Annotated in this window: 22 protein-coding genes and 4 pseudogenes; 14 read left to right on the top strand and 12 right to left on the bottom strand. The window is 53.9% G+C overall.

Features of this window, described 5'->3' with window-relative positions:
• Nucleotides 1–180: 180 nt before the first annotated feature.
• Entirely contained in the window at nt 181–2004 is a 1824-nt protein-coding gene (locus JFU37_RS26715; RefSeq protein ID WP_201120021.1) for an NAD(P)/FAD-dependent oxidoreductase, read from the top strand.
• A 207-nt stretch (nt 2005–2211) separates the two neighbouring features.
• Here the strand turns inward: JFU37_RS26715 and JFU37_RS26710 are convergent, their stop codons facing one another.
• Together JFU37_RS26710 and JFU37_RS26705 are read right to left on the bottom strand one after the other, a co-directional pair.
• Complete coding sequence (locus JFU37_RS26710) at nt 2212–2451, bottom strand: DUF1652 domain-containing protein (RefSeq protein ID WP_201120020.1); 240 nt, start codon at nt 2449–2451, stop codon at nt 2212–2214.
• Nucleotides 2452–3025: 574 nt separating this feature from the next.
• Nucleotides 3026–3385, bottom strand: coding sequence for a response regulator (locus tag JFU37_RS26705; RefSeq protein ID WP_201120019.1), 360 nt, complete (start codon nt 3383–3385; stop codon nt 3026–3028).
• A 183-nt stretch (nt 3386–3568) separates the two neighbouring features.
• Between JFU37_RS26705 and JFU37_RS26700 the strand changes: the two genes are divergently transcribed.
• A complete protein-coding gene (locus tag JFU37_RS26700) occupies nt 3569–4693 on the top strand; it encodes a sensor histidine kinase (protein ID WP_201120018.1) in 1125 nt (374 codons plus the stop codon).
• 505 nt (nt 4694–5198) lie between these two features.
• On the opposite strand, the gene JFU37_RS26695 is transcribed toward JFU37_RS26700, so the two are convergent.
• The gene (locus JFU37_RS26695; RefSeq protein WP_201120017.1) at nt 5199–5438 is read right to left on the bottom strand and encodes a DUF1652 domain-containing protein; all 240 of its coding nucleotides are present in this window, start codon (nt 5436–5438) and stop codon (nt 5199–5201) included.
• A gap of 440 nt (nt 5439–5878) precedes the next feature.
• On the opposite strand from JFU37_RS26695, the gene JFU37_RS31170 reads away from it, so the two are divergent.
• A complete protein-coding gene (locus JFU37_RS31170) occupies nt 5879–6064 on the top strand; it encodes an ATP-binding protein (protein ID WP_342214989.1) in 186 nt (61 codons plus the stop codon).
• Nucleotides 6065–6191: 127 nt separating this feature from the next.
• Here JFU37_RS31170 and JFU37_RS26690 read toward each other — a convergent pair whose 3' ends face one another.
• Nucleotides 6192–6428 (bottom strand): hypothetical protein, encoded by a 237-nt coding sequence (locus JFU37_RS26690; protein WP_201120016.1) that lies wholly within the window; start codon nt 6426–6428, stop codon nt 6192–6194.
• A 245-nt stretch (nt 6429–6673) separates the two neighbouring features.
• Between JFU37_RS26690 and JFU37_RS26685 the strand changes: the two genes are divergently transcribed.
• Together JFU37_RS26685 and JFU37_RS26680 are read left to right on the top strand one after the other, a co-directional pair.
• Entirely contained in the window at nt 6674–6931 is a 258-nt protein-coding gene (locus JFU37_RS26685; protein WP_201120015.1) for a hypothetical protein, read from the top strand.
• Between the two features lie 37 nt (nt 6932–6968).
• Entirely contained in the window at nt 6969–7499 is a 531-nt protein-coding gene (locus tag JFU37_RS26680; RefSeq protein WP_201120014.1) for a cupin, read from the top strand.
• Between the two features lie 10 nt (nt 7500–7509).
• Here JFU37_RS26680 and cydB read toward each other — a convergent pair whose 3' ends face one another.
• Both cydB and JFU37_RS26670 read right to left on the bottom strand, forming a co-directional pair.
• Nucleotides 7510–8511: a cytochrome d ubiquinol oxidase subunit II gene (gene cydB / locus JFU37_RS26675; protein WP_201120013.1), complete on the bottom strand. Its 1002-nt coding sequence runs from the start codon at nt 8509–8511 to the stop codon at nt 7510–7512.
• Nucleotides 8512–8523: 12 nt separating this feature from the next.
• Nucleotides 8524–9900: a cytochrome ubiquinol oxidase subunit I gene (locus JFU37_RS26670; protein WP_201120012.1), complete on the bottom strand. Its 1377-nt coding sequence runs from the start codon at nt 9898–9900 to the stop codon at nt 8524–8526.
• A gap of 491 nt (nt 9901–10391) precedes the next feature.
• Between JFU37_RS26670 and JFU37_RS26665 the strand changes: the two genes are divergently transcribed.
• Nucleotides 10392–10868, top strand: coding sequence for a hemerythrin domain-containing protein (locus tag JFU37_RS26665; RefSeq protein WP_201120011.1), 477 nt, complete (start codon nt 10392–10394; stop codon nt 10866–10868).
• Nucleotides 10869–11057: 189 nt separating this feature from the next.
• Here JFU37_RS26665 and JFU37_RS26660 read toward each other — a convergent pair whose 3' ends face one another.
• Together JFU37_RS26660 and JFU37_RS31385 are read right to left on the bottom strand one after the other, a co-directional pair.
• The gene (locus tag JFU37_RS26660) at nt 11058–11369 is read right to left on the bottom strand and encodes a hypothetical protein (RefSeq protein WP_201120010.1); all 312 of its coding nucleotides are present in this window, start codon (nt 11367–11369) and stop codon (nt 11058–11060) included.
• Between the two features lie 564 nt (nt 11370–11933).
• A pseudogene (locus JFU37_RS31385) lies at nt 11934–12047 on the bottom strand (general stress protein); the annotation flags it as partial.
• 309 nt (nt 12048–12356) lie between these two features.
• Between JFU37_RS31385 and JFU37_RS26650 the strand changes: the two are divergent.
• Entirely contained in the window at nt 12357–12914 is a 558-nt protein-coding gene (locus tag JFU37_RS26650) for an ATP-dependent Clp protease proteolytic subunit (RefSeq protein ID WP_201120008.1), read from the top strand.
• 724 nt (nt 12915–13638) lie between these two features.
• On the opposite strand, the pseudogene JFU37_RS26645 reads toward JFU37_RS26650, so the two are convergent.
• Nucleotides 13639–14364 (bottom strand): annotated as a pseudogene (locus tag JFU37_RS26645) (L-iditol 2-dehydrogenase); the annotation flags it as partial.
• Here JFU37_RS26645 and JFU37_RS26640 point away from each other — a divergent pair.
• The 4 genes and pseudogenes from JFU37_RS26640 to JFU37_RS26620 all read left to right on the top strand — a co-directional run.
• A pseudogene (locus JFU37_RS26640) lies at nt 14359–14625 on the top strand (SDR family oxidoreductase); the annotation flags it as partial. The pseudogenes JFU37_RS26645 and JFU37_RS26640 overlap by 6 nt on opposite strands.
• A complete protein-coding gene (locus JFU37_RS26635) occupies nt 14622–15068 on the top strand; it encodes an NADPH-dependent F420 reductase (RefSeq protein WP_274609966.1) in 447 nt (148 codons plus the stop codon). The pseudogene JFU37_RS26640 and the gene JFU37_RS26635, both read left to right, overlap by 4 nt.
• A 347-nt stretch (nt 15069–15415) precedes the next feature.
• Entirely contained in the window at nt 15416–15844 is a 429-nt protein-coding gene (locus tag JFU37_RS26625) for a nuclear transport factor 2 family protein (protein ID WP_242485833.1), read from the top strand.
• A 47-nt stretch (nt 15845–15891) separates the two neighbouring features.
• Entirely contained in the window at nt 15892–16308 is a 417-nt protein-coding gene (locus tag JFU37_RS26620) for a nuclear transport factor 2 family protein (protein ID WP_201120007.1), read from the top strand.
• Between the two features lie 310 nt (nt 16309–16618).
• On the opposite strand, the gene alaE is transcribed toward JFU37_RS26620, so the two are convergent.
• The 3 genes and pseudogenes from alaE to JFU37_RS30880 all read right to left on the bottom strand — a co-directional run.
• Complete coding sequence (gene alaE, locus JFU37_RS26615; protein WP_201120006.1) at nt 16619–17080, bottom strand: L-alanine exporter AlaE; 462 nt, start codon at nt 17078–17080, stop codon at nt 16619–16621.
• Between the two features lie 143 nt (nt 17081–17223).
• Nucleotides 17224–17844 carry a tyrosine-type recombinase/integrase gene (locus JFU37_RS26610; RefSeq protein WP_201120005.1) on the bottom strand — a complete coding sequence of 207 codons (621 nt, stop codon included), beginning with the start codon at nt 17842–17844 and terminating at the stop codon, nt 17224–17226.
• A 96-nt stretch (nt 17845–17940) separates the two neighbouring features.
• A pseudogene (locus JFU37_RS30880) lies at nt 17941–18141 on the bottom strand (VOC family protein); the annotation flags it as partial.
• Nucleotides 18142–18328: 187 nt separating this feature from the next.
• On the opposite strand from JFU37_RS30880, the gene JFU37_RS26605 reads away from it, so the two are divergent.
• From JFU37_RS26605 to JFU37_RS26595, 3 genes are all read left to right on the top strand, one after another.
• Complete coding sequence (locus tag JFU37_RS26605) at nt 18329–18820, top strand: phosphate-starvation-inducible PsiE family protein (RefSeq protein WP_201120004.1); 492 nt, start codon at nt 18329–18331, stop codon at nt 18818–18820.
• Nucleotides 18821–18877: 57 nt separating this feature from the next.
• The gene (locus JFU37_RS26600) at nt 18878–19279 is read left to right on the top strand and encodes a LysR substrate-binding domain-containing protein (RefSeq protein ID WP_342214987.1); all 402 of its coding nucleotides are present in this window, start codon (nt 18878–18880) and stop codon (nt 19277–19279) included.
• A 258-nt stretch (nt 19280–19537) separates the two neighbouring features.
• Nucleotides 19538–21547 carry a putative bifunctional diguanylate cyclase/phosphodiesterase gene (locus tag JFU37_RS26595; RefSeq protein WP_201120003.1) on the top strand — a complete coding sequence of 670 codons (2010 nt, stop codon included), beginning with the start codon at nt 19538–19540 and terminating at the stop codon, nt 21545–21547.
• Nucleotides 21548–21643: the final 96 nt, after the last annotated feature.

Raw genomic sequence — 21643 nt, 5'->3', positions numbered from 1 at the left:
TGAGCGCTTTTTGCACCGAGTGACACTCTGTCATCCACCATTTCCAGAATCGTGACAGAGATTCGAATCCAAGCCTGAGCAATACTGCAGCAGCAGCTCTGCAATGGGGCTTTCGAGAAGGTGGCCCGAGCCTTGCTCTGGGGCAAGTTGTACAAAAACAACAGGATCGGGAGAAGCCCCATGAACATCGCTGTCGAAACGCCTCTGCACACGCCAACTGCTCAACTCGCTGCTTGGATCGAAAATCTCGGCGAGCGTCTCGCCCAGCGTGATGTGGACGGCGTGCTGGAACTGTTTGCCGAAGAGTGTCACTGGCGTGACCTGCTACTTTTCAGCTGGAATTTGGTGACCTTGGAAGGCAAGCCTGCCATCCGAGACATGCTCGAAACACGCCTCGACCAGACTCGTCCTGAGCGATGGAAACTGGAAGGCGAGGCAACGCTGAATGACGGTGTGCTCGAAGGTTGGATCAGCCTGGAAACAGATGCGGCGCGAGGTAAAGGCTACGTGCGTCTAAAGGAGGGCCTGTGCTGGACGCTGTTGACGACCATGCGCGAGCTCAAAGGCTTTGAAGAACCCAGCGGCCGCCGTCGTCCAATGGGTGCCAGTCATGGTCACGCCCACGCCGACAAACGCAACTGGCTAGAGCGGCGTCGCGATGAAGAAGCTTCGCTAGGCATCACCACCCAACCTTACTGCCTGATCGTGGGAGGCGGCCAGGGTGGGCTGGGGCTCGCTGCGCGGCTCAAGCGAATGGGTGTGCCAACTCTGATCGTCGACAAGGCCGAGCGTCCTGGTGATCAGTGGCGCGGTCGCTACAAGTCGCTGTGCCTGCACGACCCTGTCTGGTACGACCATATGCCTTACCTGCCCTTCCCCGATCACTGGCCAGTCTTCACTCCAAAAGACCAGATTGGCGACTGGCTGGAAATGTACACCAAAGTTATGGAGCTCCATTATTGGCCGCGTACAGAATGCGTGAGCGCCAGCTTTGACGAGCAAAGTGGCACCTGGAAGGTTGAAGTGCAGCGCGAGGGCGAGCGTGTGACTTTACAGCCTACCCAGTTGATCCTCGCCACCGGCATGTCTGGCGTACCCAATGTTCCCAGTTATCCGGGTGCCGAGGTTTTCAATGGCCAGCAGCATCATTCCAGTCGCCATCCCGGCGGAGACGCCTGGAGTGGAAAGCGAGCGGTGGTCATCGGTGCAAACAATTCGGCTCACGATATCTGCGCCGACTTGGTGGAGAACGGCGCCGAGGTGACCATGGTGCAACGCTCCAGCACCCACATCGTGCGTTCCGACAGCTTAATGGATCTCGTCTTCGGCGGGCTCTACTCTGAAGACGCCCTGGAGACGGGTTTGACCACGGACAAGGCCGACATGCTGTTCGCCTCGATCCCCTACAAGGTTATGCCAAGCTTTCATCAACCCATCTTTGACGCGATCAAGGAGCGTGACAAGGACTTCTACGTGCGCTTGGCTAAGGCCGGCTTCATGCTCGATTTTGGTGACGACGAGTCTGGCCTTTTCATGAAGTATGTACGCCGTGGTTCTGGTTACTACATCGACGTCGGCGCCTCCGAACTGATCGCTAACGGCACGATCAAGCTCAAGAGCGCGCCTGGCCTGGGTGTCGAACGTATCGAAGCAGATGCCGTCGTACTCAACGATGGCAGCCGACTACCGGCAGATCTGATCGTCTACGCCACGGGCTATGGCTCAATGAATGGTTGGGCGGCGAAGCTGATTTCCCAGGAAGTAGCTGACAAGGTCGGCCGCTGCTGGGGCTTGGGTTCTGGAACCACGAATGATCCTGGCCCGTACGAGGGCGAACTGCGGAACATGTGGAAGCCAACACAGCAGGAAAACCTCTGGTTCCACGGTGGTAACCTGCATCAATCACGGCATTATTCGCTGTATCTGGCGCTGCAGTTAAAAGCGCGCTTCGAAGGCATCGACACATCCGTCTATGGACTTGCCGAGAGTCACCACACTGGCTGAGTCAAATGGCGCCCAGCCGTGGTTGGGCGCCTCTCCACAATGCCCCGGATACCGCCATCCACCATCTACCTGCATAAGCCTTGGTCATTGGACGACTTGGTAATCGCGGTGGCGTCTCTCCTGCAGCCTAATTATCCCACTCGTAAGACTTGAGTCGTGGTTGGGCTGTTAGCTCTGATGCTCCGAGTCCACCATTTGCCGTAGCGCCTACGCACAGATCGCTTTGCGCGCCGTCATTTCAATTCTGAGTTCGCCGAGCAAATTTGAAATCGCCCGACTGGACGTGAGATCCGATGCCAACACTCCGGGGACAAACAGTTCGACACGGCCAGAGGAGGCCTCAATCATCTTGATCAAAAGCGACCCTTGGGGGTTCACGGAGCAGGTGCAGGAGCGAGGTAATAAACCGCTCTCAATGATATGTCGGAGCTCAAGAGCGGAAATCATGACGTTCATCCTAATGAGAAATTTCATCTCATTCTTGTCTATGAAACTCAGTAGTCAAGGAACGCGCCGAAGTAATTCCCAACCAATCGTTTCACCTCCACTGGCATCGAGCTGACGCAGTCGATCCTCAAGTTTTGTGTACTGCTACGCTTGGCTTTTCCACGGAGGAATCGTGATGCCTAATTCAGACCTGCTCCTTCCCTGCTATTCAACATCAATCAAACCAGGGTGGAAGATTTAAAGCTCATGAGTTCCGTGCCAGAGACCGGGATGGGTGAATCAATAGCCTGGTCAGCGCACGGATCAGAATCCCAGAAAAGATACCTAGGATTCTTCGGCAAAAAGTGGCTTGCCAGTTTTTCTCAATTCCACGTCAAGCGACTGCGACCTGAGTAACGAAGAGAAATTTGCCGACGGTGTGAATTGGAGAAATACACCTCCAATTCATCCTGGCTCTTTGGGCTGATACAGAGGTAATTCGGAAAGGTCGAAACGGCGTAGCGCACACAAAACCAAACAACTGGTGGGTTGGCATGAACGTCCGTTACATCTATCGAGCGGTTGGATGCGGACACTACGCCGGCAGGTACTTCCTGACCGCCTCATGCAATACATCCAGTGCCCATGGCTTGCGCAGGAACATAGCATGGGAAGGCAACAGCCCGTCGGGTATCGATCTATTGCCGGACGTGACGATGACAGGCAAGCAAGGCCAACGTGACCAGATCACTTGTGCTAATTCCAATCCATCCATACTGCCCGGCATGCATACGTCGGTCATTACCAGAGCTATTGAAGACGAGCCCTCCAGCGTGGTGAGAGCGTCATCTGCAGATGCACAATCAATCACACATAACCCCAACAGCGAAATTGCATCAACCACCAGGGAACGCAGTATTTCATCATCTTCTACGACCAGCACTGTTGGCGACATGGTTAAGATCCCGAAACCTTTTCACTTAGAGGTACTGCAAATAGTTAGCGTTTCGGGCAGCTGACGAGCGGTTTTCAGTGCTGGATCTATTGCCGATTTTTGTCATTCCGCTAGTCTGATTTTGTCGACCAAATTTAGGTGGCTGATACCTTCATCATAAACAGGAGGCGAGAAAGGACTGTCATGCGACTTTCAGATTTCATCCTCAAAAACCTTGAGCCTATTCTGCAAGCGTGGGAGGAATTCGCCAGGTCTGTTGATACCCCGATGCCAGCTTTGGATTCACGAGGCCTTAGAGACCATGCCGAGTATATTTTGAGGAGTGTTGCAGAGGATATGCGCACCTCCCAAACTCCGCAGCAACAGATCGACAAGTCTCAAGGCATGGGGCCTGTAACCGACGAAGAATCGGCTGCCCAAAGCCACGCACTGACGCGCCTCATGGCTGGTTTCACTTTAGACCAGATGGTTTCCGAATATCGTGCACTCAGGTCGAGCGTACTCAGACTTTGGCTTGCCCAAGGATATGAAGGGAAAGACCATCAAATCGTCGACATGATTCGATTCAACGAGGCGATAGATCAAGCGCTTATCGAATCGATTGAGACCTATGGTCAAGCGGTAGAGACAACCCGAAAAACAGTCTTGGGGGTGTTAGGCCACGACCTTCGCACACCATTGGGCGCCGTGACGCTGGGCGCCGACTTGCTGAGACAGACAGAAGAACTGGGCACTCGTGGAAAAAAGATAATTGCGCAGATTTCTACAAGTGTTCAAAGCGCCAACCACATGGTGAACGACCTGCTCGACTTGGCGCGGTGTAATCTGGGAACTGGTATCCCGGTACGACCGCAAAAGACTAACCTGACTTCTGTTTGCAAATCAGTCGTGGACGAGCTCACCACCGCCCATCCTAAAGCGCAAATTATTTTCGTCGATACGGGAACGGTATCCGGACAGTACGACCCAACGCGCATGGCACAAGTTTTCTCGAATCTCATTGGCAATGCTGTACGGCATGGCAACTCACAGCGTCCAATTAATATCACCTTGAACGGGGATGGCACCAGTGCCTGCTTTTGCGTGCAGAACTACGGAGAGCCCATTCCTGCCTATGCATTGCCCTCTCTCTTCAATCCAGAAGGACGTTATTCCAGGTACTCCGAGGGAGAAGGAGCGTCGTCTGGTCTGGGGCTGGGATTATTCATAGCATCCCAGATTGTAGAGGGACATGGTGGAACAATAGAGGTCGAGTCGACGCTGGAGCAGGGCACGATTTTCCGTGTGAAGTTACCCGTTAGCCAATAACGGTCTTTCGATTGCACAGGTACCACCGCACCGGAAGACCATGAGGTACCAAAAATTTCAGTCTGGTATCCGTGGATGCAGGCCTACCCGCTTTATATTTTTGCTTCTCATCCATCTAGTTTTGAGAGGCTGCGTACCAAGATTTTCCATCTTTCAGGATACGTCAGCAGCACTAAACGACGACGTTCATATCCGACTCTATTTATCGAACAGAAGTGTCATAGCACTTTCGATTTCGGCGGCGCCGTGTCTGTGCTCCGCATTCGCCCAGTGCCAGTAACGGTCAGTCATCAATCCTCCTACGGCTTGCGCGCATAACACATCACTACCGATGCCTTGTTGGCCAGCGGCGGTGATCATTGCTAACAGGGCTTGTTCTAGGTGAAAAATTCTTTCGACGGACACGACTGAAGGACTTTGATGATGGGTGACGCTGGAGTCTAGCCCGACATCAAAGGCAGGCACCTAACGGTCGAGAAAACTTCACGACTCGATGAGCGCCTCGTCACGCAAATGTTGTTTTGCAGACCGTCATATCGCTTCGGAGCTCTGAGATCAGATTCGCGATTGCACGACTGGAGGTGAGATTCGCAGCAGAAACAGCAGTGACCAATAGTTCGACGCGATCAGATGAAGGCTCGAATACCTTGATCATCAGTGAACCGTCAGGATTCACGGTGCAATTACAGGAAAGAGGCAGAAAGCCGCTTTCGATGATGTGGCGCAGCTCAAGACTGGAGATCATGACTTTTCCTCCTCGGTGGTTGGGTTGACTGATTCCTGTCTATTAAGAATAGTCGCCAAACGCTTGGGTAAGGCAATTTACGACTAGCTATTGCCATGTCCTGGCCGTTGACCTGCTCATCCTCACTCCTCGATGACTTCCACCACCAAATCGTGATCTGACAGTGCGAAATCTCCGACTCTTCCACGTGTTCAAGCCACCTTCATGCCCTTGGATGAAGTACAAACATCACATCCTCAGGCAGTTTTGACTCACTCACTTAACGTGCCCACTAGCGTCTACTGCGACGCTCTGCGGGTCAGTCAATTGTTATCAAACCTATTGGGTAACGCGGTCACGCGCGGGGCAGCTGCAACACCCATCAGCGTGCATGCTTATACCGATGATGACGAGCTTGTTATATCGGAGGCCAACCAAGGCGCCCCAGTTCTCTGGAGTTAATGCCATTGCTATTCGAGGCGTTTGCTCGATCAGAAGCGGATCAACGTGACGAAGGTCTGGGATTGGGCCACTACATCGAATTGCAAATCGCCAGGGCGCATAATGGAACCTCGAGTGTCACTTCGACGGTGGAATCAGGGACATGTTTTGTCTCACGGATCCCCGCTCGATTCATAGGGGCATGACTTGGGCTTCACAGGAGCTACCGACCACTATCGGCCGATTCCTGTCCCTGTAACGACTAACCAAAGTCGGCCAAAAACAGCCCTTCAAATCTGCCGAGGCGCGCGTTGCTGGTCGCTGCATCTGGCATCAACTGGGTTTATTAACGACCTTAATCTGCGTCAGCCCTACCAGCTCAGCCTGCTCTAATATCTCCTCCGGCGTCGCGTCCGCAGTGGGCATGAGTAGGCTGTTCTCTCCATCCCCAAAATGCAGCTGAAGCAGGTGCATCGCCGCCTCATGCAAGGGCAGCTGAGGCTGCTTGAGTTCGAACATGTGGGTGCGGGCCTCGCCGTTGAACAAGTATTTCAAGGTGTAGTGGCGCATGGAGTGATCCTCGTAATAAGACAAGTGCAGCTGACCATCCTGACTTGTTAGTCAGCTTTTAGCTCAACTGCAGACCCAAGATTGGTTATCGAGAAGCTATAGATGCGCCTCGGTACATCGGCCTGCACTTGCACGTCTGGGAGCGGTCAGCCCTTGGCGTTGAACTCTTTTGTCATAGCTACCGTCTAGCGCATAGGTGAGCACAGAAACTACGCCTCCAATCCCTGGCATTAAAGGACGTAGCCATGACAGACCACGTACGTTTGATTTACTTAAACGACACCCTTCTCGGCCCTATCGCTAAAACTGTTGATTGCGACCTACTCATCACGCCCATCAAGCCTGGTGCCTTACAGGTGCAGGTGCTTTCGCCAGAGCCAGACGATCTGCACAAGGCTCATTCCTTGACCATTACCCTTTCTTCAGGAGAGCGCTTGAATGGCACAGTGGCTCATGCCCGCAAATTGGAAAACGCTGATTTGGAGTTACAGATCGATGTATGAAAATCCATCGCCGTAGCCAAGTTTCGGAGATCCTTGAATGAACAAACCGCAAGCTGTGACCGCTACCGTTCAAATCCTGATGTTTGAACGCAACAAATGGGTTCCTAACAACCCGCGCCTACCGGTACTCATTTACCCCAACGCGATTGCCGTTCAGGGTGGTGACCCGGCTGCGTTGTTCGAGAAAACCTTCAGCGCCAATGGCTGGCTGCCACAATGGCGATACGGGGTTTATAGCTACCACCACTACCATACCGAAGGTCATGAAGTGCTTGGCATCGCCAGCGGCCAGGCCCGGTTGATGCTGGGCGGCCCAGATGGACACGTACTTGAAGTCAACTCAGGCGATGTATTGCTGCTACCAGCCGGCACCGGCCACTGCAATTTAGAGTCCAGCGAAGACTTTCTGGTCGTCGGTGCTTATCCGCCGGGTCAGCATGCCGATATCTGCCGCGTGGCGCCAACCAAGGCCCAACTGGCGAGCATCGACACGCTGCCGTTTCCCGACCAAGACCCGGTACAAGGTTTGCCGGGCGCCGTACACCAGTATTGGGTTGGCCAGCATTGAAAGGCTATGGTCAATCACGGGCGGCACGAACCTTTCCACTGAAGACTCTGAAGCCGTAGGTGTTGTAGATGAGCGTCACTGGTATCAGCACGGCGAAACCGACCAGCATGAAAATCTGGCTGGTCGGACTGGAGGCGGCAGCTTGCAAGCTCAGATGCGGCGGGACAATTAACGGAAAAAGCACCGCGTTCATCACTGCGAATGCAACAACGAAGATTCCCAATGCAGCGAACAGGGGAAGATAATGTCGGCGACTGCGAAATCCCAGGACGAAGCCGATCAGCAGTGCAATGAGCAGGGTTGCTGTCGGTAGCCAGACAAAACGATCTGAAAGCCGCTGTGCATACCGGGTATCCAGTGTCGCTGTCCAGACAACCAACCCGGCCAATAGCACTAAGATTATGCTTGCCAGCGCCCTCGCCTGCCGCCTTGCCCGCCGCTGGAGTTCTTCTTCCGTACGCCAATAAAGCCAGCAGGCGCCCAGCCACGTGTAGCCCACCACAAGCACTGCGCCACAGTACAGCGGAAACAGACCCAGCCATTCCCACCCGTTACCGTTGTACTGCCCGGCATCATTAGGTACGCCTTGTACCAGCGTACCCAATACGATTCCCTGAGATCCGCCGGCGAGCAGTGAACCGCACAACAACAAGCCGTCGACCGCGCGTTTGATTCCGTGGCTTGGCGCGTAGTCACGAAACTCCAGCGCGACCGCTCGAAGACTCAACGCCAAAAACATTAGGATAAAAGGCAGATAAAGCGCCGGCAGCAGAATGGCGTAGGCCAGCGGAAATAATGCCAACAGACCGCCGCCACCGAGCACGAGCCATGTTTCATTAGCATCCCATATGGGCAAGATAGTCACGGCCATGGCACGACGATGCTTGCTACAACGGGTAAGGCCCATTAGTACGCCAACGCCAAGATCAGTGCCGTCCAATAGCACATAGTTCAGCACCGAAAACCCCAAGGCTGCGGCAGAAAGTAGTGTTATCCAGTCATTGTCCACCATGGATTCATGCCCTCAGGATTCACCCGTCTCGTCAGCCAAAGTGGGTTGCGGCCCGGGCTCGCCCTCGTGAGGCGGCTCACGCAATAATCGCAGTAGCACCCAGAGACCCACGCCGAAGATCACCAGGTAAAACGACAGGATTGTCCAGGTCGCCCCTACCACCTGCTGTCGAGACACCGAAGACAGGCTGTCAGCCGTGCGCAGCAATCCGTAGACGATGAAGGGTTGGCGGCCAACCTCGGTCACTACCCAGCCACTGAGCATCGCGAGAAAACCAGCTGGAGCCATCAACACACAGACTCGGAGCATCCAACGCGTTGCGTACAACCGTTGTCGCCATCGCAGTACCAAGCTGGTCATGCCCTGCCCCAACATCAAAAGGCCCAGACCGACCATGAAGCGAAAAGCAAAGAACACCGCTGGCACAGGTGGTATGTCCTGAGGTGGGAATTCGTCCAGGGCGGCAATCGTGCTACTTAGGTCATGCCGCAAGTACAGCGAAGCTATGCGCGGAATTGCCACTTCCCAATGGTTTTGCCGCTCCGTCATGTCTGGAAGGGCGAACAAGCGTAACGGCTCCCCTGCCCCTTCCGCTGGGCGAGTCCAGGAGCCTTCTATGGCAGCGACCTTCTGTGGCTGAACTTTGAGGCTGTGTTGACCATGGAGATCTCCCACCACGATTTGCACAGGCATGAGCACGACGATCGCCCACAGCGACATGGAGTAGGCAAGCCGTGCTCTCGGGTTTTCAGGCGCACGTAACAGCTGCCAGGCGCTGACACCGCCCAGCAGCGCAGCGGTGCCGAGCAACGCGGCCAACGTCATATGCACAAGCCGATAAGGGAAGGAAGGATTGAAGATGATTGCCCACCAATCCTCGGCGATGAAGCGGCCATCTGTGCCAATGGAGTAACCGACGGGTGTCTGCATCCAGGAATTGGCTGACAAGATCCAGAAGGCGCTGATGAGCGATCCAATTGTTACGGCGCAAGTGGCAAAAAAATGCAGACGCGGGCCAACCTTCTTCAATCCGAACAACATGATGCCAAGGAAGCCAGCCTCAAGAAAAAATGCGGCAAGTACCTCGTAGAACATCAACGGGCCAAGGATATCTCCCGCCTGGGTCGACAGCCGCGACCAATTGAGCCCGAATTGGTACTCCAGAATCAGACCCGAGGCGGTGCCCACCGCCACGTTGAGAGCAAAAACCTTTAACCAGTAAAGATAGACGTCCAAGTAGATCTTTCGCCCATGCCACAGCCAAAGCGCTTCGAGCACCATCAGAAAGTTGGCCAACCCGATGGTGAATGCCGCCAGCACGATATGAAAACTGATGGTGATCGCGAACTGGGCACGCGCCGCCATCAGCGCCGAATCAATCGCGTCCATGCCGTGCCCCCATCATTAGCCAGCGCGCACAGGAATCAGCCATTGGAAGCAGCGAGCGATGATTGGGAATAAAGGCGGTGTGGGCGTATATAGACATGACACCTGTCCGATGCAGTATTTGTCGGTTGACTATCCCCTGCACCAATGATTCCGAAAGCCAAAAGCTAAGGCTCGAAATACTTCTCCTTGATGAACGGAGTCTAGGTAGAGGTTCCTGATTAAGGTATTGGAACTATTAGTGAGAGGCCCTTCATAGGACAGCTGGAACCAAAGCATTCGGGTTCCCTGAATACTTCCGCAATCTGCAAGTCGGGTATCAATCAATCATGCAAAACACCCGAGCCAAAGACACACCATAGGAAAACAACTCGTTGGTTTTTATAGCCTTTTTTACTAGTGATTGTTGGCATAGCCGATGCAGGTAATGGTACTGCGTAGCGTTGGCACATCGATCGACGCGCGTCTAACCGTGATTACCGAAGGAAGCCGACATGAACGCCATTGACCTCTTGAAAGCAGACCACGATCGCGTAAAAGCCATTCTGTCTCAGCTTACCGAATCGACTGAGCGCGGCATCAAAAAGCGCACTGAGTTACTGGCAAAATTGGAGATGGAGATCACCATCCATACCAAATTGGAGGAGGAAATCCTCTACCCAGCATTCAAGGAAGCTGGGAGCAAGGAACAGGACGTGATGTATTACGAAGCGAAGGAGGAGCACCGTACTGTGGACACCCTCGTGCTGCCGGATTTGAAAGCAACAGATCCTGGCACGCCTGAGTTCTCTGGCCGAGTGAAGGTCGTCAAAGAGCTTTTGGAGCACCATATCGAGGAGGAAGAAACAGAGACGTTTCCTCAAGCGAAGAAGCTTCTTGGAAAAGCCAAGCTGGACGAACTAGGGCTGCAGATGGAAGAAATGAAAGCAGGCTACAAAAAGGCGCTTTCTGACCCTAGCCTTGCTGCTTGACTGAAATTCGAGGCTCAGCTCAATGCTGGGCCTTTATTTGTGTGTGAAAAAAAAGCCCTCATAGCATGCTGGGTAATAAGGGTACTCACACGAGCAATCCAGCTCGTACATGTTTGAGATTTGCTTCACTTCAAATCGTTTAAAGGAAGTCGACATCTTCACCTCATTACGTGACCCTCACGATTTTGGTCAGCGAATGAGACTCACGGCGGTGGCACGGATCAGAATGTCCTCCTGTTGAAAACGCTCTTCAAGATCGCGCTTATAGCTTTGCCACCAAAGCCGATCAACAGCTTCAACCATTACCTCATAAACGATGATGTCGTCCTCTGATTTTTCGTTGTCTTCCAGCAGCGATATTCCTTTCGCCGGATTGCGAGTGAACGCCGTCACTCCTCCGAACTGATCGGCCAACTGCTCCCGTACGCGGCGAAAAAGCTCGACGGGCTGAGGCGTGCCATCGTTCGTGTTGAGCGGCAAAAAAATCTCGATCAGGTGCATTTGGAAAACCTCGACATCTTAAGAGGTCGTTTCGTGAACAAGGCGGATGCTTGTTCATAGGATCACTTGTGCCGCCTCACGCGTGAGAATTTCGATGGTCTTGAGGGCAATCCCTTCGAAAGCGGTAGAGCGATTCTTAAAATCCTGGCGGTCGGCACTCGCCTCTACGATATTGCTCCCCCCCCAAAAATATATTCGTTGCTGAGTTGTGAGCCAAGGCTCGGATCTCAGTATTGGCCGACAATATCGAAATCAAGCCCCGAAAGATTCGGGGCTTGATGGGGTCAGACGGCATCAGGGTTTGCGTCCTCCACCTCCGCTCATCCCACCGTCCTTGCCCCCCATTTCAGAGGATTTATCGCGATCATCGGAAAGATTGCTGTCGCGTCCGCTTCCTTTTCCACCGCTGGACGATTGATCAGCCTTGTTGGCCCGTTGTCCGCCTGAAGCCTGGCCGCCTTTTTGGCCTGGCTTGGACATGTTTTCTTTATCGTCGGCAAATTCGCCTCCGCGATTCGTACCCTGCCCGCCTCCGGACATGCGATCACTATCACGGGATTGTTGTCCGCCGGAAGCTTGACCACCTTTTTGGCCTGCTTCAGACGCGCGTTGTGGATCGTTGGCAAAATTTCCGCCAGAGGCTTCTCCACCTTTCTTACCGGCTTCAGAAGCCTTGTCCCGGTCATTGGAAAAACTGCCTGGATTTTTGTTTCCTGTATTGGCCATTTTTGTTCACCTCTACATCGTTAGCACGAGCATGGGCTCGTCTAATTCGGAGGACGCACAAAACAGAAAGTTTGAACTGAAATACTGACTCGCGACGAGTGGAGTTGGGTATTTGGTTCCATTAAAATGCGCGCATTCGATGGACGGCGTGTGTGGCACAGAGGAGCAACTTACGTCGGATTTCAGATCAAAATGTTCGATTTTTACTAGACTCAATAACTCGTAGAAGCCCTCCACCCATCACACTCAGGAGGTCAATCGATGACTGAACACATCGTGCATTTTCATTGCCAGATCGATCAGGGAACGACTGAGCGCTTCCGGGACTGTTGCCTCGAAGCCATCGATCAAGGCGCCACCTCCTTGCTCCTCAACCTTTCTACAAGCGGGGGTAGCACTAACTTTGGCTTCACCCTCTACACGTTCCTGAAGTCATTGCCGGTACCGCTATGCGCGATCAACGCGGGTAACATCGAATCGATGGGCATCATTATGTTTTTGGCGGCCAGCCGCCGTATCACCTCGCCCCACTCGCGCTTCCTGATTCACCCGATGAATTGGTATTTCAGCCAAAAATCCGTCGACCATCAGCGTCTGCGTGAATACCTGTCGAGCCTCGATAACGACCTCGCGCGTTACGTGCAAATTTTCACACTCGAAACTGCTGACGCAGAGACCAAGCTCGATATTTTTCATTGCCTTTCAGCAGAAGAAAAAGTCATCGCTGCACACGAGTCTCTGGCATATGGGATTGCGCATGAGATGAAGCAAATGATGTTCGCGGATGATGTCAAACACTGGAAAGTCAGCGGTGGGTGAACCGAGCGCATTCTTCCTTCCTGACCTAGAGGACGTGTCAAATCTGATCCGCTCAATGTTCATATAAATCATAGACTACCAGCAGGCCTACCTGATCTACATCGATGTGATTGCTCGTTCTGCGCAAGGGATTTCTTTTACGGCATCTGTGGTTTCTACACCCATCACCGACGCAGTACCAATCCGAACAAGTTTGGTTTCAATATCGGCTGCATGGAAGGCGTGCCCCCTATGATTTGGCTAACGTCCGGGTAGCGGATGGTGGCCAGTGGGAGCAACCTGTCGGCCAGTCACGTTAGCGATAAATTTCTTCCTTACTTGCCTCCCAAAAAAAATAATGGAGGCCCCCCCATTAGCTGAGTCGCTCAACCAGAAAATCGCTGACTGTCGTTGTCATTAAAATCCTCGTCTTTCATCGGTGCGTAGATCGCTTCTGGAACGGCAGGTGCAGATTAACTGACTGGCATTACCCGAAATGGGCCCCTTTTTTGTGCTCAATCAAGATCACTTGCCCGGCCAAGACAAAACCGTGGTTGAGCCGGGTTCAGCGCTGCCCTTTCAAAGTCTTTTAGTTAGCGTCGTTGGTTTAGACGATTTCGCCAGTGGAAATTTTGTAGAATTTCAATTGGCGAGGCCGCTACTCCCCATGTATGCAAAGCCCCCTAGAGCGTCAGTGTTGCGCTCCGCTTCCATGCATACCGTCGGCCCAATGCTCCAAAACTCGTCAGCTCATCCAGTTACCACCATCGACATTGTAGGTCTGAGCCACAACGTACTCGCTCTCAGATGAAGCGAGGAAAATGGCCATTCCCGTCAGGTCGTCAGCTGTGCCCATCCGTCCAAAAGGCACTTCCTGACCCACGAGCTTTTTCTTTTCGCCCAGTGGTCGGTTCTCAAGTTTGGCGAACATGGCATTGACACCATCCTAGTGCTCGCCATCTACGACGCCTGGCGCGATGGCATTCACATTGATCCCATGCTTGATCAAATCTAGACCTGCTGATTGCGTCAGACTGATAACCGCCGCTTTGGTTGCGCAATACACACCAACAAGTGCCTCCCCCCTCCGTCCCGCCTGGCTGGCTGGCTGGCTGGCTGGCTGGCTGGCCATGTTGATGATCTTGCCGCCATGTCCCTGACTGATCATCTGACGCGCTACTGCCTGCAGGGTGAAAAGTGTTCCTGCGACGTTGATCGAAAACAAACGCTCAATGCTGTCGCGGGTGATGTCGACAATGGGAGCCAGATCGAACAACGCGGCGTTGTTAATCAAGATATCCAACTTACCTGTCTGCGAAATGACGGCGGCGATTGCACCATTGATGGACGCTTGGTTGGTGACGTCCATCTTGACGGCGTAAGCGTTAGGCCCGAGCTCGGCAGCCGTGGCTTGAGCGCGCTCCAGATTGATGTCGGCGATGGCGACCGTTGCCCCTTCACGAATGTGCGCAACCTCGCGCGGACCAGGGCGGAGGACCTGAAGGGTACCGGCATCCGGGTAAACGTGCTGTCGCCCGGGCCGACAGCGACCGAACTTGCGAAGGAAGCGCTAGGCGAGGAAGGCATGAAGGTCTTCGCCTCGATGAATCCGCTCCAGCGCATGGCCGATCCGGCGGAGATCGGTGCGGCGGCCGCGTTTCTCGCATCGCAGGACAGCAGCTTCATGACCGCAAGTGAGGTCGCCGTCGACGGCGGCCTGGCGCAAATCTGACTCGTGACGCCCGGCCGGCGGACATCGTCTTTCTGGCTGTCCGTTTCGAGTCGCACCCGGATGTCGCGAAGGTGCTGCCGACCTGGAAGGGAAAGACCATCATCGATGTGACCAATGCCTACGGCGTGTCCCCTGAGGAACTGGGAGGAGAGCCTTCTTCCAGGGTCGTCGCGCAGGCCTTCACTGGTGGACGACTGGTCAAGGGCTTCAATCATTTGGGCGCTGCCGTCCTTGGCCAGGATCCGGCCGTGCAGGGTGGCAGGAGAGTCGTGTTTCTAGCGAGCGACGATGACAGCGCCGAAGCGGAGATTGGTGCGCTTGCGCAAAATCACGGTTTCTCGCCGATCAAACTTGGCGGGCTTTCGGACGGTGGACTGCTTGTGCAGGCGCGCGAAAATATCTGGGGACAACTGATCTTCAAGGACTCGGTCAAGTTCGACTGATGAATCGCGATCGCAAATTTTGATGCGGTCCTGCCTCGTGGACAAAGGGTAGCCACAGTTTGATTGAAGCGAGGACGACGCCGGCAGCAAGGCGTTCAACACCCTCTTCGGCCACGTCCTTGCTAAGGGTGGACTCGAGAGTCTCGGCTGCGTCCGTTGGATGTCGACGGCCTGCACATGGCCCAGACGCTCGAGGCGGCCGGCCTGATGCTCATCGGCCTTGCCAAAAACGGCGCCGACACCTGGGACGTCACCTTGAACGTCGATATCGGCTGAACCATCGTCCTCGCCCGCAGGTCCACAACTTATACGATTGGATAAGTGCCCAATAATGAAGAAGAGGATCGATGATGCTTAATAATGAAAGAATAATCAGAGAACTCTGCACCGCCGCGGAAGGCCAAGGAACGGATATCGAGAAGTTTGTCTCCATGTTCTCTGAGGAAGGATACATGTGGGATATGGCATCCGGCATGAAGTTTCGCGGGAAGGCCATTGGTGAGTCTATCGCGGGTATGGTCAGTGCGTTCCCCGATGTCCACCGTGAGATATTTAACATCCATGTCGCGGGAGACGTCGTCGTTGTCGAACTCGCGATTCGGGGAACGCACAAGGGTGATCTGCCTCTTGCTTCAGGGACGCTAGCTCCCACGGGCAAGACGATAGATGTCCCGTCATGCGATGTTTTCCAACTCGAAGGCGGGAAGGTCAAATCTTTCCATTGCTACAACGAGGCTTCTGCGATGCAGCAACAACTCGGCCTCGTCCCCGGCTGAATGACGGACACTACGCGATCCTCTGTAAGAGCAATGGGGAAGTCTTTATGAGCATTCAAGAGAATATCCAGATTGTGAAGGACTTTTTTGCAGTAATGGGCGGCGGCGATAGGCAAGGTGTGCTGGCGTTGTCTGCCGAAGATATCGAGTGGATAATTCCGGGAGAGGGTTGGCCGCTGGCCGGCACGCACCGCGGGCACGCGGGATTGGCAGACCTGCTTCAGAAGGCTTCCGCAGAGATGGAAGTTTCCTCCCCGCAGCCCCCCGAGTTCGTAGCGCAGGGAGACCGGGTTCTGGTAGTTGGCTTTGCTACGGGGAAAGTCAAAGCCACGAACAGGACGTTTGAGGACTATTTTGTCTTCGCCATCACTGTTCGCAATGGCAAGCTGACGAACATTCGAGAATATGTCGACACGCAAGCACTGGCGCGGGCCTCAGAGATGGACGCAAGCCCCAGGCACTAAGCCATCGGGACCAATACCACCCGACACGATCCGCAAAGGGTTGGTGTATTGATCACGAGCCTGGCGCCACTTGACGTTGCATTGGCTGCGTTGATGTAGAGGCTTATCCGGATCCGGGCGGTGCGCTAGACCAGCTTCATGCGCTGATGATCCGTGGTGCGATTCGCCATGCTCAGTCTGTCAGTGGCCGATTTCTGCCTGTCGCCACCGTCAGCAACGGGCAGCTCTCTACCGATCGTGCAATTCCGCAACACCCAAACTTTTCAATTTTTGCACCCACCCTTGGCGGAAATCATCCGATAGCGGTCACTCAGCTGTTCAGCGACATTGGCTTATCGCCACCTGGAGGTAAGCCAAACAACTTCCGTACCCCGTTAAGAAACGCGCCATAAGGTCGTCCCAGAATGAGCATCATCAGGGCCGCGCCGAAAGTGCCGCGCACTAGGCCGCCTCCCGATGCACCACTGAAAGCAATGATCGCCGCATAGATGGGAACTTGGAAACTGACGAGGGCAATACTGTCCCATAGCAACAAGGAAACCCGGCTCTGACTGGCTCGCTTTATCAACCAATCCCGCCATAAGCCGTAAGGTCTCGCGACTGGAATCATCAGGCTCGCTCCCAGAAGGCGAGCATGAAGGACCTGATCCCACGTCATGCCAGCAATGAAACGTTCATTGATGATGCCGGTGGTCGTGAAAAACAGGATCAGCGCAGTTGTGTCTGCAAAAAACGCAGTCCGACGCATTGGCTGTTGCAGGCGTTGAGGCAAATCACATCTCCTCTCATGGCTTGAACAAAAAGCGAGTCCCGACCGAATGAAGGGCATAAAAATATAGCGTAATAGATGCTCTGCCCCACTGGCCGTTTCTGGCCGAATAGCGACGGTCTAGCATCGACCGTCACTATGGATGATCAGACTTCAGTCTGTTCCGCCATTTCCAGGGCATCATCGACCTCGATTCCCAGGTATCTGACGGTGCTTTCAAGCTTCGTATGACCAAGCAGGAGTTGGACAGCTCTCAGGTTCTTCGTCCTGCGATAGATCAGCGATGCCTTGGTTCTCCGTAGTGTGTGAGTACCGTACATGGTTGGGTCAAGGCCAATGGCGGTCACCCACGCTTTGACTATTCGAGCGTATTGTCTGGTCGAGAGGTGGTCTGAGTCGTGCAGCCGGGTCGGAAACAAGAAGTCCTCACTTCGAAGGTGGGCCTGATGCATCCAAGCCTCCAGAACCGTTCGGGTTTGCTCAGTGATTTCAAATTGCACAGGGTCCTGGGTTTTCTGCTGCATCACGATGGCTCGTGATGATACATGTGCTCCATGGGCTATATCTCGTACTCGCAGCTTGGTTAAGTCACAGGCGCGCAGTTTGCTGTCGATAGCCAAGTTGAAGAGTGCCAAATCCCGTGTCTTCTCCGCGAGCTGGAGTCTGACCCGAATGGCCCAGATATCTCTGACTCGAAGCGGTGCTTTCTGGCCGACAATCTTTCCCTTGTTCCAAGGCTGATGGCTGTGTGTGGCAATAGTGTTCATGGCTGGTCCTCCACGTTCAGGGAGGACAAGGGTGGATCAGTCACAGTGAGTGAGGGGCGCTATCCGACCCAAGCGGACGGTCGGCTTGGCGTAAATTCAGATCTGGCAAGCAGGTCTCTCGCCCAACCGCTCTACCAACTTTACGAGATAACCTTCGGGATCCTGGACGATGAATTCGCGCTGGCCTACTTCTATATTTTCAGGCTGATACCAAGTGTCTTTGCTATCTCGATAGAGTGGAAATCCAGCCTGACCAAGTGTATGGATAATGGGTGTGACAGCCTCAACATTGAGTTTGCGAAGACCCGTCCGATCGGCTCGACCACCTTGACGAAATTGCCTCCCGGCCTAGCTCACCTTCTGGATGCAACTGGTTCCGGGATAGATGATACTGGTTGCTCTTGAAATGGCTAGAACCGTCACTATCTCGCCCGTCGTAGGGCCATGGCGCGGGCTCCATGGCCATGAACTGGAGGATTCGTCCATGACGAAGCGCGGGCTATCAGAACCAGACTCCTCTTTTAAACGTTTCCGGGTGCAATGGGCGCTGATGAATGCTTATGAGAGGTTCGAGCAGATAATCGTTTTCGCCCTGAGCCTTATCATCGCCAGTGTGATCCTCATGGCGATGCTCCAGCTCTGTCGGCGCCTGCTTCCCATGTTGATATCGGGAACAATCGATCCGCTCGACCATGAAGTGTTCCAGTCGATTTTTGGCTCGATCTTTACCGTCCTGATTGCGCTGGAATTCAAGCATTCGATAGTTCGCCCAGCGCTACGACGTGACAGCATCGTCCAGGTGAGAACTGTTCTGCTGATCGCTCTGTTGGCGCTCAGTCGCAAATTCGTGATTCTGGATTCGATGACTACACCAGCCATTACTATTGCCGCGCTGGGTTTCGCTACACTTGTGCTTGGCATCGTGTGCTGGCTTCTCGGCAAACAGGGTGGCGATTCAAAGGTTGATGGGGAATAAATAGATACGCGCTTACCCGATTGACCTGCTAAAGCTGAACGGAGGCATTCACAACTGGTGTCTGCCTTCGGAGGTTCTAGTCTTGATATAGATTTGAACGCACACCGTGGCGTGACCTTTCTGTCAGGGCACAATCAACGCCCGCAGGCCTGGCGATTTATGGATGGCGGTAGCGAGCAATGTCACGTCAGTCGCCAAGACATTACCGTCAACGAGCCCAACGCCTATGTCGAGTGTGGCGTCGCAAGCTTTCGCATTCTTCAGGCACTAGGTATTACGCTGGACCGTTTTCTGACGGACGGAACTTTGGTTGAGGTGCTGCGCCCCTATCGCCCACACCCAAGGCCGGTGTCAGTGCTGTACCCCAGTCGCTCGCATCTGGCCCCGCAGGTTGAGGTCTTTGTTGATTGGGTGCGTGAACAATTTCCCAAACTCTATGGGCGCTGGCTGGAGAGTTAGGAGGGTACTAAGCGGTGAAGACGAACCTGTCAAAGGACCGATTCCGACCCAAAGCAGACACTTAGACCATATAAACTTCTATTTTTCTAACCTCGACTACTCTCCTAGGATGTGGCAGGAAAGCCACACCCATAATTGCTAGGAGAGCTCTATGTCGGATATTCAGCATGGAACAGGTTCAGGGGGCGGTCATATTCGACAGGTCGGGAAATTGAAGCATCGACCGAATTCCGTCTCGATTGAAGCGACTGCTGTCGTATGAACAGTTCACAGCGAATCAGTCCTCAGACCGCTGTTGCCTTTGGGCAGGAGAGTGTGGCACCAGAGGTATTACACTGGAGCAAAACAGTATTATCCGGGTGGGCGAATTACGGGCTCGCCATCGTGTTGCTTTCAATCAGTGGATTCGCGGTGTGGTCGTCTATAACAACGGATCACTTGGGTCGAGAGGCCATTTCATCGAGTGTCCTGTCAGATTACTACTCTGAAGCAGCGACGGCAGTTGCCGCTGCAGAGTCTCAGGAGCGTCAATACCAGTTGGAGCCAAGCTCGGAGGTTCGCCGTCTCTTCGATGCTGCAATGAAGGAACTGACGAATTCGCTAGAGCAGGTTTACCATTCCGGATCGCGAAAAGATCGCCTCCTCGTCGTAGACGTGCGTTCAGAGCTACCTTCCTATCTGGAGAGCATCAAACGGTTGTTCGATGCAGTTGATCGTGGAGATCGGGCGGAAGTGCGTCGGATCGACAATGACGTGGCCGACCCGACTTTCGACAAAATTGAAAAGGCAGTTCTGCAAGCATCGGCTGAGCATGACCAGGAATCGATTTCGTCACTGGTGAAGCTTCGCACGCGCGAGTCGTTCAACGCTAATACTACCCCCATCGTTTTTGTCGTTGGGCTGATTCTTGTTGGTCTGTTTGCCAAGGTGCTGCAGCGCACGCGTGTCGAACTCGACAGTCAGCGCGAAGATGCATTGCATGCTTCGCTGCACGACAAACTTACTGGGCTGGCCAATCGAACTCTGTTGGTAGACCGTTTAGAACAGGCATTGCGCCTGGGACGACGCCAGAACTCAATCACAGGGTTGTTGCTGATTGATCTTGACCGGTTCAAAGAAATCAACGACACCCTGGGGCACCACTACGGGGACCTTCTGCTCAACCAGATAGGCCGGCGGCTGGTAAGCGTTGCACGGGAAGTTGATACGATCGCCCGGTTGGGAGGGGATGAGTTTGCCATCCTGCTACCCTCCGTAGACGGTCTGGAAGGCGCATTAAAAGCGGCGCTACGGCTACACGCTGCAATCACCGCTGCGTTTGAAATCGAAGGTGTCGATCTCGACGTTGAAGCGAGCGTTGGTGTGGTCATCTCCGGCCTTCATGGCGATGATGCTTCGACACTCATGCAGCGCGCCGACATTGCCATGTATGAGGCCAAGAAACAGGGTAATGGCATACTTACTTACGATCCTGGCGCGGATCAGCGCTCCCCGGAGCGTCTCGCCCTGCTCGGTGACTTGCGTCGAGGCCTGGATCGTGGCGAGCTGTTCCTGGATTACCAACCCCAGGTCAGCCTGAGCACAGGAAAAGTCATGGGGGTCGAAGCACTCGTGCGCTGGCGGCACCCGGTGCGCGGACTCATTAGCCCAGATGAGTTCATCCCCTTCGCTGAGCTCACCGGGATCATTGGCGCTCTGACGCAGTACGTACTCAACCTGGCGTTGTCTCAGGTGCGGACTTGGGCAGACGCCGGGATTCGGATTCAGGTGGCGGTAAACGTTTCTTCGCGCAACTTGTTGGACGAAAAGTTGGTGACTAAGATCGTTGACCTGCTTGAACGTTACAGGCTTGCCCCGAGTCTGCTCGTCATCGAAGTGACCGAGTCGGCGATCATGCTTGATTCATATTTGGCTCGAACAATCCTTATGCAGCTGCATTCGATGGGCATCCGTATTGCCATCGATGATTTCGGGGCCGGTTTTACTAGCCTTGCGCAGTTGAAGAACTTACCCATCAGCGAACTCAAGATCGATAAGTCTTTCGTGCTCGCCATGCAGGACGATCAGGCTGACGAACTGATTGTGCGTAGCATCATCGATCTGGGTCACAACCTTGGCATGAAGGTCATTGCCGAAGGCGTAGAAACAGCGGACGTTTTCAGTGCTTTAGGCGCATTCAGTTGCGACATAGCCCAGGGCTTTCATGTGTGCCGACCGATAACCGCTGAAGCGTTTACACATTGGTATGAAGAGCGAGCCCGCACATAACTCAATAACCTCCAACGAATTCTCGGTACATCGATACCCCCTTGGCCATTGACCGCTTTTGGCCGATTCTGTTGAAAAAGTCGGATTTTCAGATCG

Origin of the sequence: Pseudomonas sp. TH41, from assembly GCF_016650695.1 — a bacterium.
GTDB lineage: Bacteria > Pseudomonadota > Gammaproteobacteria > Pseudomonadales > Pseudomonadaceae > Aquipseudomonas.
The sequence above is the reverse complement of the archived record's forward strand: the minus strand, read 5'-3'. Positions and strand labels throughout refer to the sequence as shown.

Coding starts and splice junctions, on each gene's coding strand:
- JFU37_RS26715 (WP_201120021.1), top strand. CDS start 181: ATGAACATCGCTGTCGAAACGCCTCTGCACACGCCAACTGCTCAACTC.
- JFU37_RS26710 (WP_201120020.1), bottom strand. CDS start 2,451: ATGATTTCCGCTCTTGAGCTCCGACATATCATTGAGAGCGGTTTATTA.
- JFU37_RS26705 (WP_201120019.1), bottom strand. CDS start 3,385: ATGTCGCCAACAGTGCTGGTCGTAGAAGATGATGAAATACTGCGTTCC.
- JFU37_RS26700 (WP_201120018.1), top strand. CDS start 3,569: ATGCGACTTTCAGATTTCATCCTCAAAAACCTTGAGCCTATTCTGCAA.
- JFU37_RS26695 (WP_201120017.1), bottom strand. CDS start 5,438: ATGATCTCCAGTCTTGAGCTGCGCCACATCATCGAAAGCGGCTTTCTG.
- JFU37_RS31170 (WP_342214989.1), top strand. CDS start 5,879: ATGCCATTGCTATTCGAGGCGTTTGCTCGATCAGAAGCGGATCAACGT.
- JFU37_RS26690 (WP_201120016.1), bottom strand. CDS start 6,428: ATGCGCCACTACACCTTGAAATACTTGTTCAACGGCGAGGCCCGCACC.
- JFU37_RS26685 (WP_201120015.1), top strand. CDS start 6,674: ATGACAGACCACGTACGTTTGATTTACTTAAACGACACCCTTCTCGGC.
- JFU37_RS26680 (WP_201120014.1), top strand. CDS start 6,969: ATGAACAAACCGCAAGCTGTGACCGCTACCGTTCAAATCCTGATGTTT.
- cydB (WP_201120013.1), bottom strand. CDS start 8,511: ATGGTGGACAATGACTGGATAACACTACTTTCTGCCGCAGCCTTGGGG.
- JFU37_RS26670 (WP_201120012.1), bottom strand. CDS start 9,900: ATGGACGCGATTGATTCGGCGCTGATGGCGGCGCGTGCCCAGTTCGCG.
- JFU37_RS26665 (WP_201120011.1), top strand. CDS start 10,392: ATGAACGCCATTGACCTCTTGAAAGCAGACCACGATCGCGTAAAAGCC.
- JFU37_RS26660 (WP_201120010.1), bottom strand. CDS start 11,369: ATGCACCTGATCGAGATTTTTTTGCCGCTCAACACGAACGATGGCACG.
- JFU37_RS26650 (WP_201120008.1), top strand. CDS start 12,357: ATGACTGAACACATCGTGCATTTTCATTGCCAGATCGATCAGGGAACG.
- JFU37_RS26625 (WP_242485833.1), top strand. CDS start 15,416: ATGATGCTTAATAATGAAAGAATAATCAGAGAACTCTGCACCGCCGCG.
- JFU37_RS26620 (WP_201120007.1), top strand. CDS start 15,892: ATGAGCATTCAAGAGAATATCCAGATTGTGAAGGACTTTTTTGCAGTA.
- JFU37_RS26610 (WP_201120005.1), bottom strand. CDS start 17,844: ATGAACACTATTGCCACACACAGCCATCAGCCTTGGAACAAGGGAAAG.
- JFU37_RS26605 (WP_201120004.1), top strand. CDS start 18,329: ATGACGAAGCGCGGGCTATCAGAACCAGACTCCTCTTTTAAACGTTTC.
- JFU37_RS26595 (WP_201120003.1), top strand. CDS start 19,538: ATGAACAGTTCACAGCGAATCAGTCCTCAGACCGCTGTTGCCTTTGGG.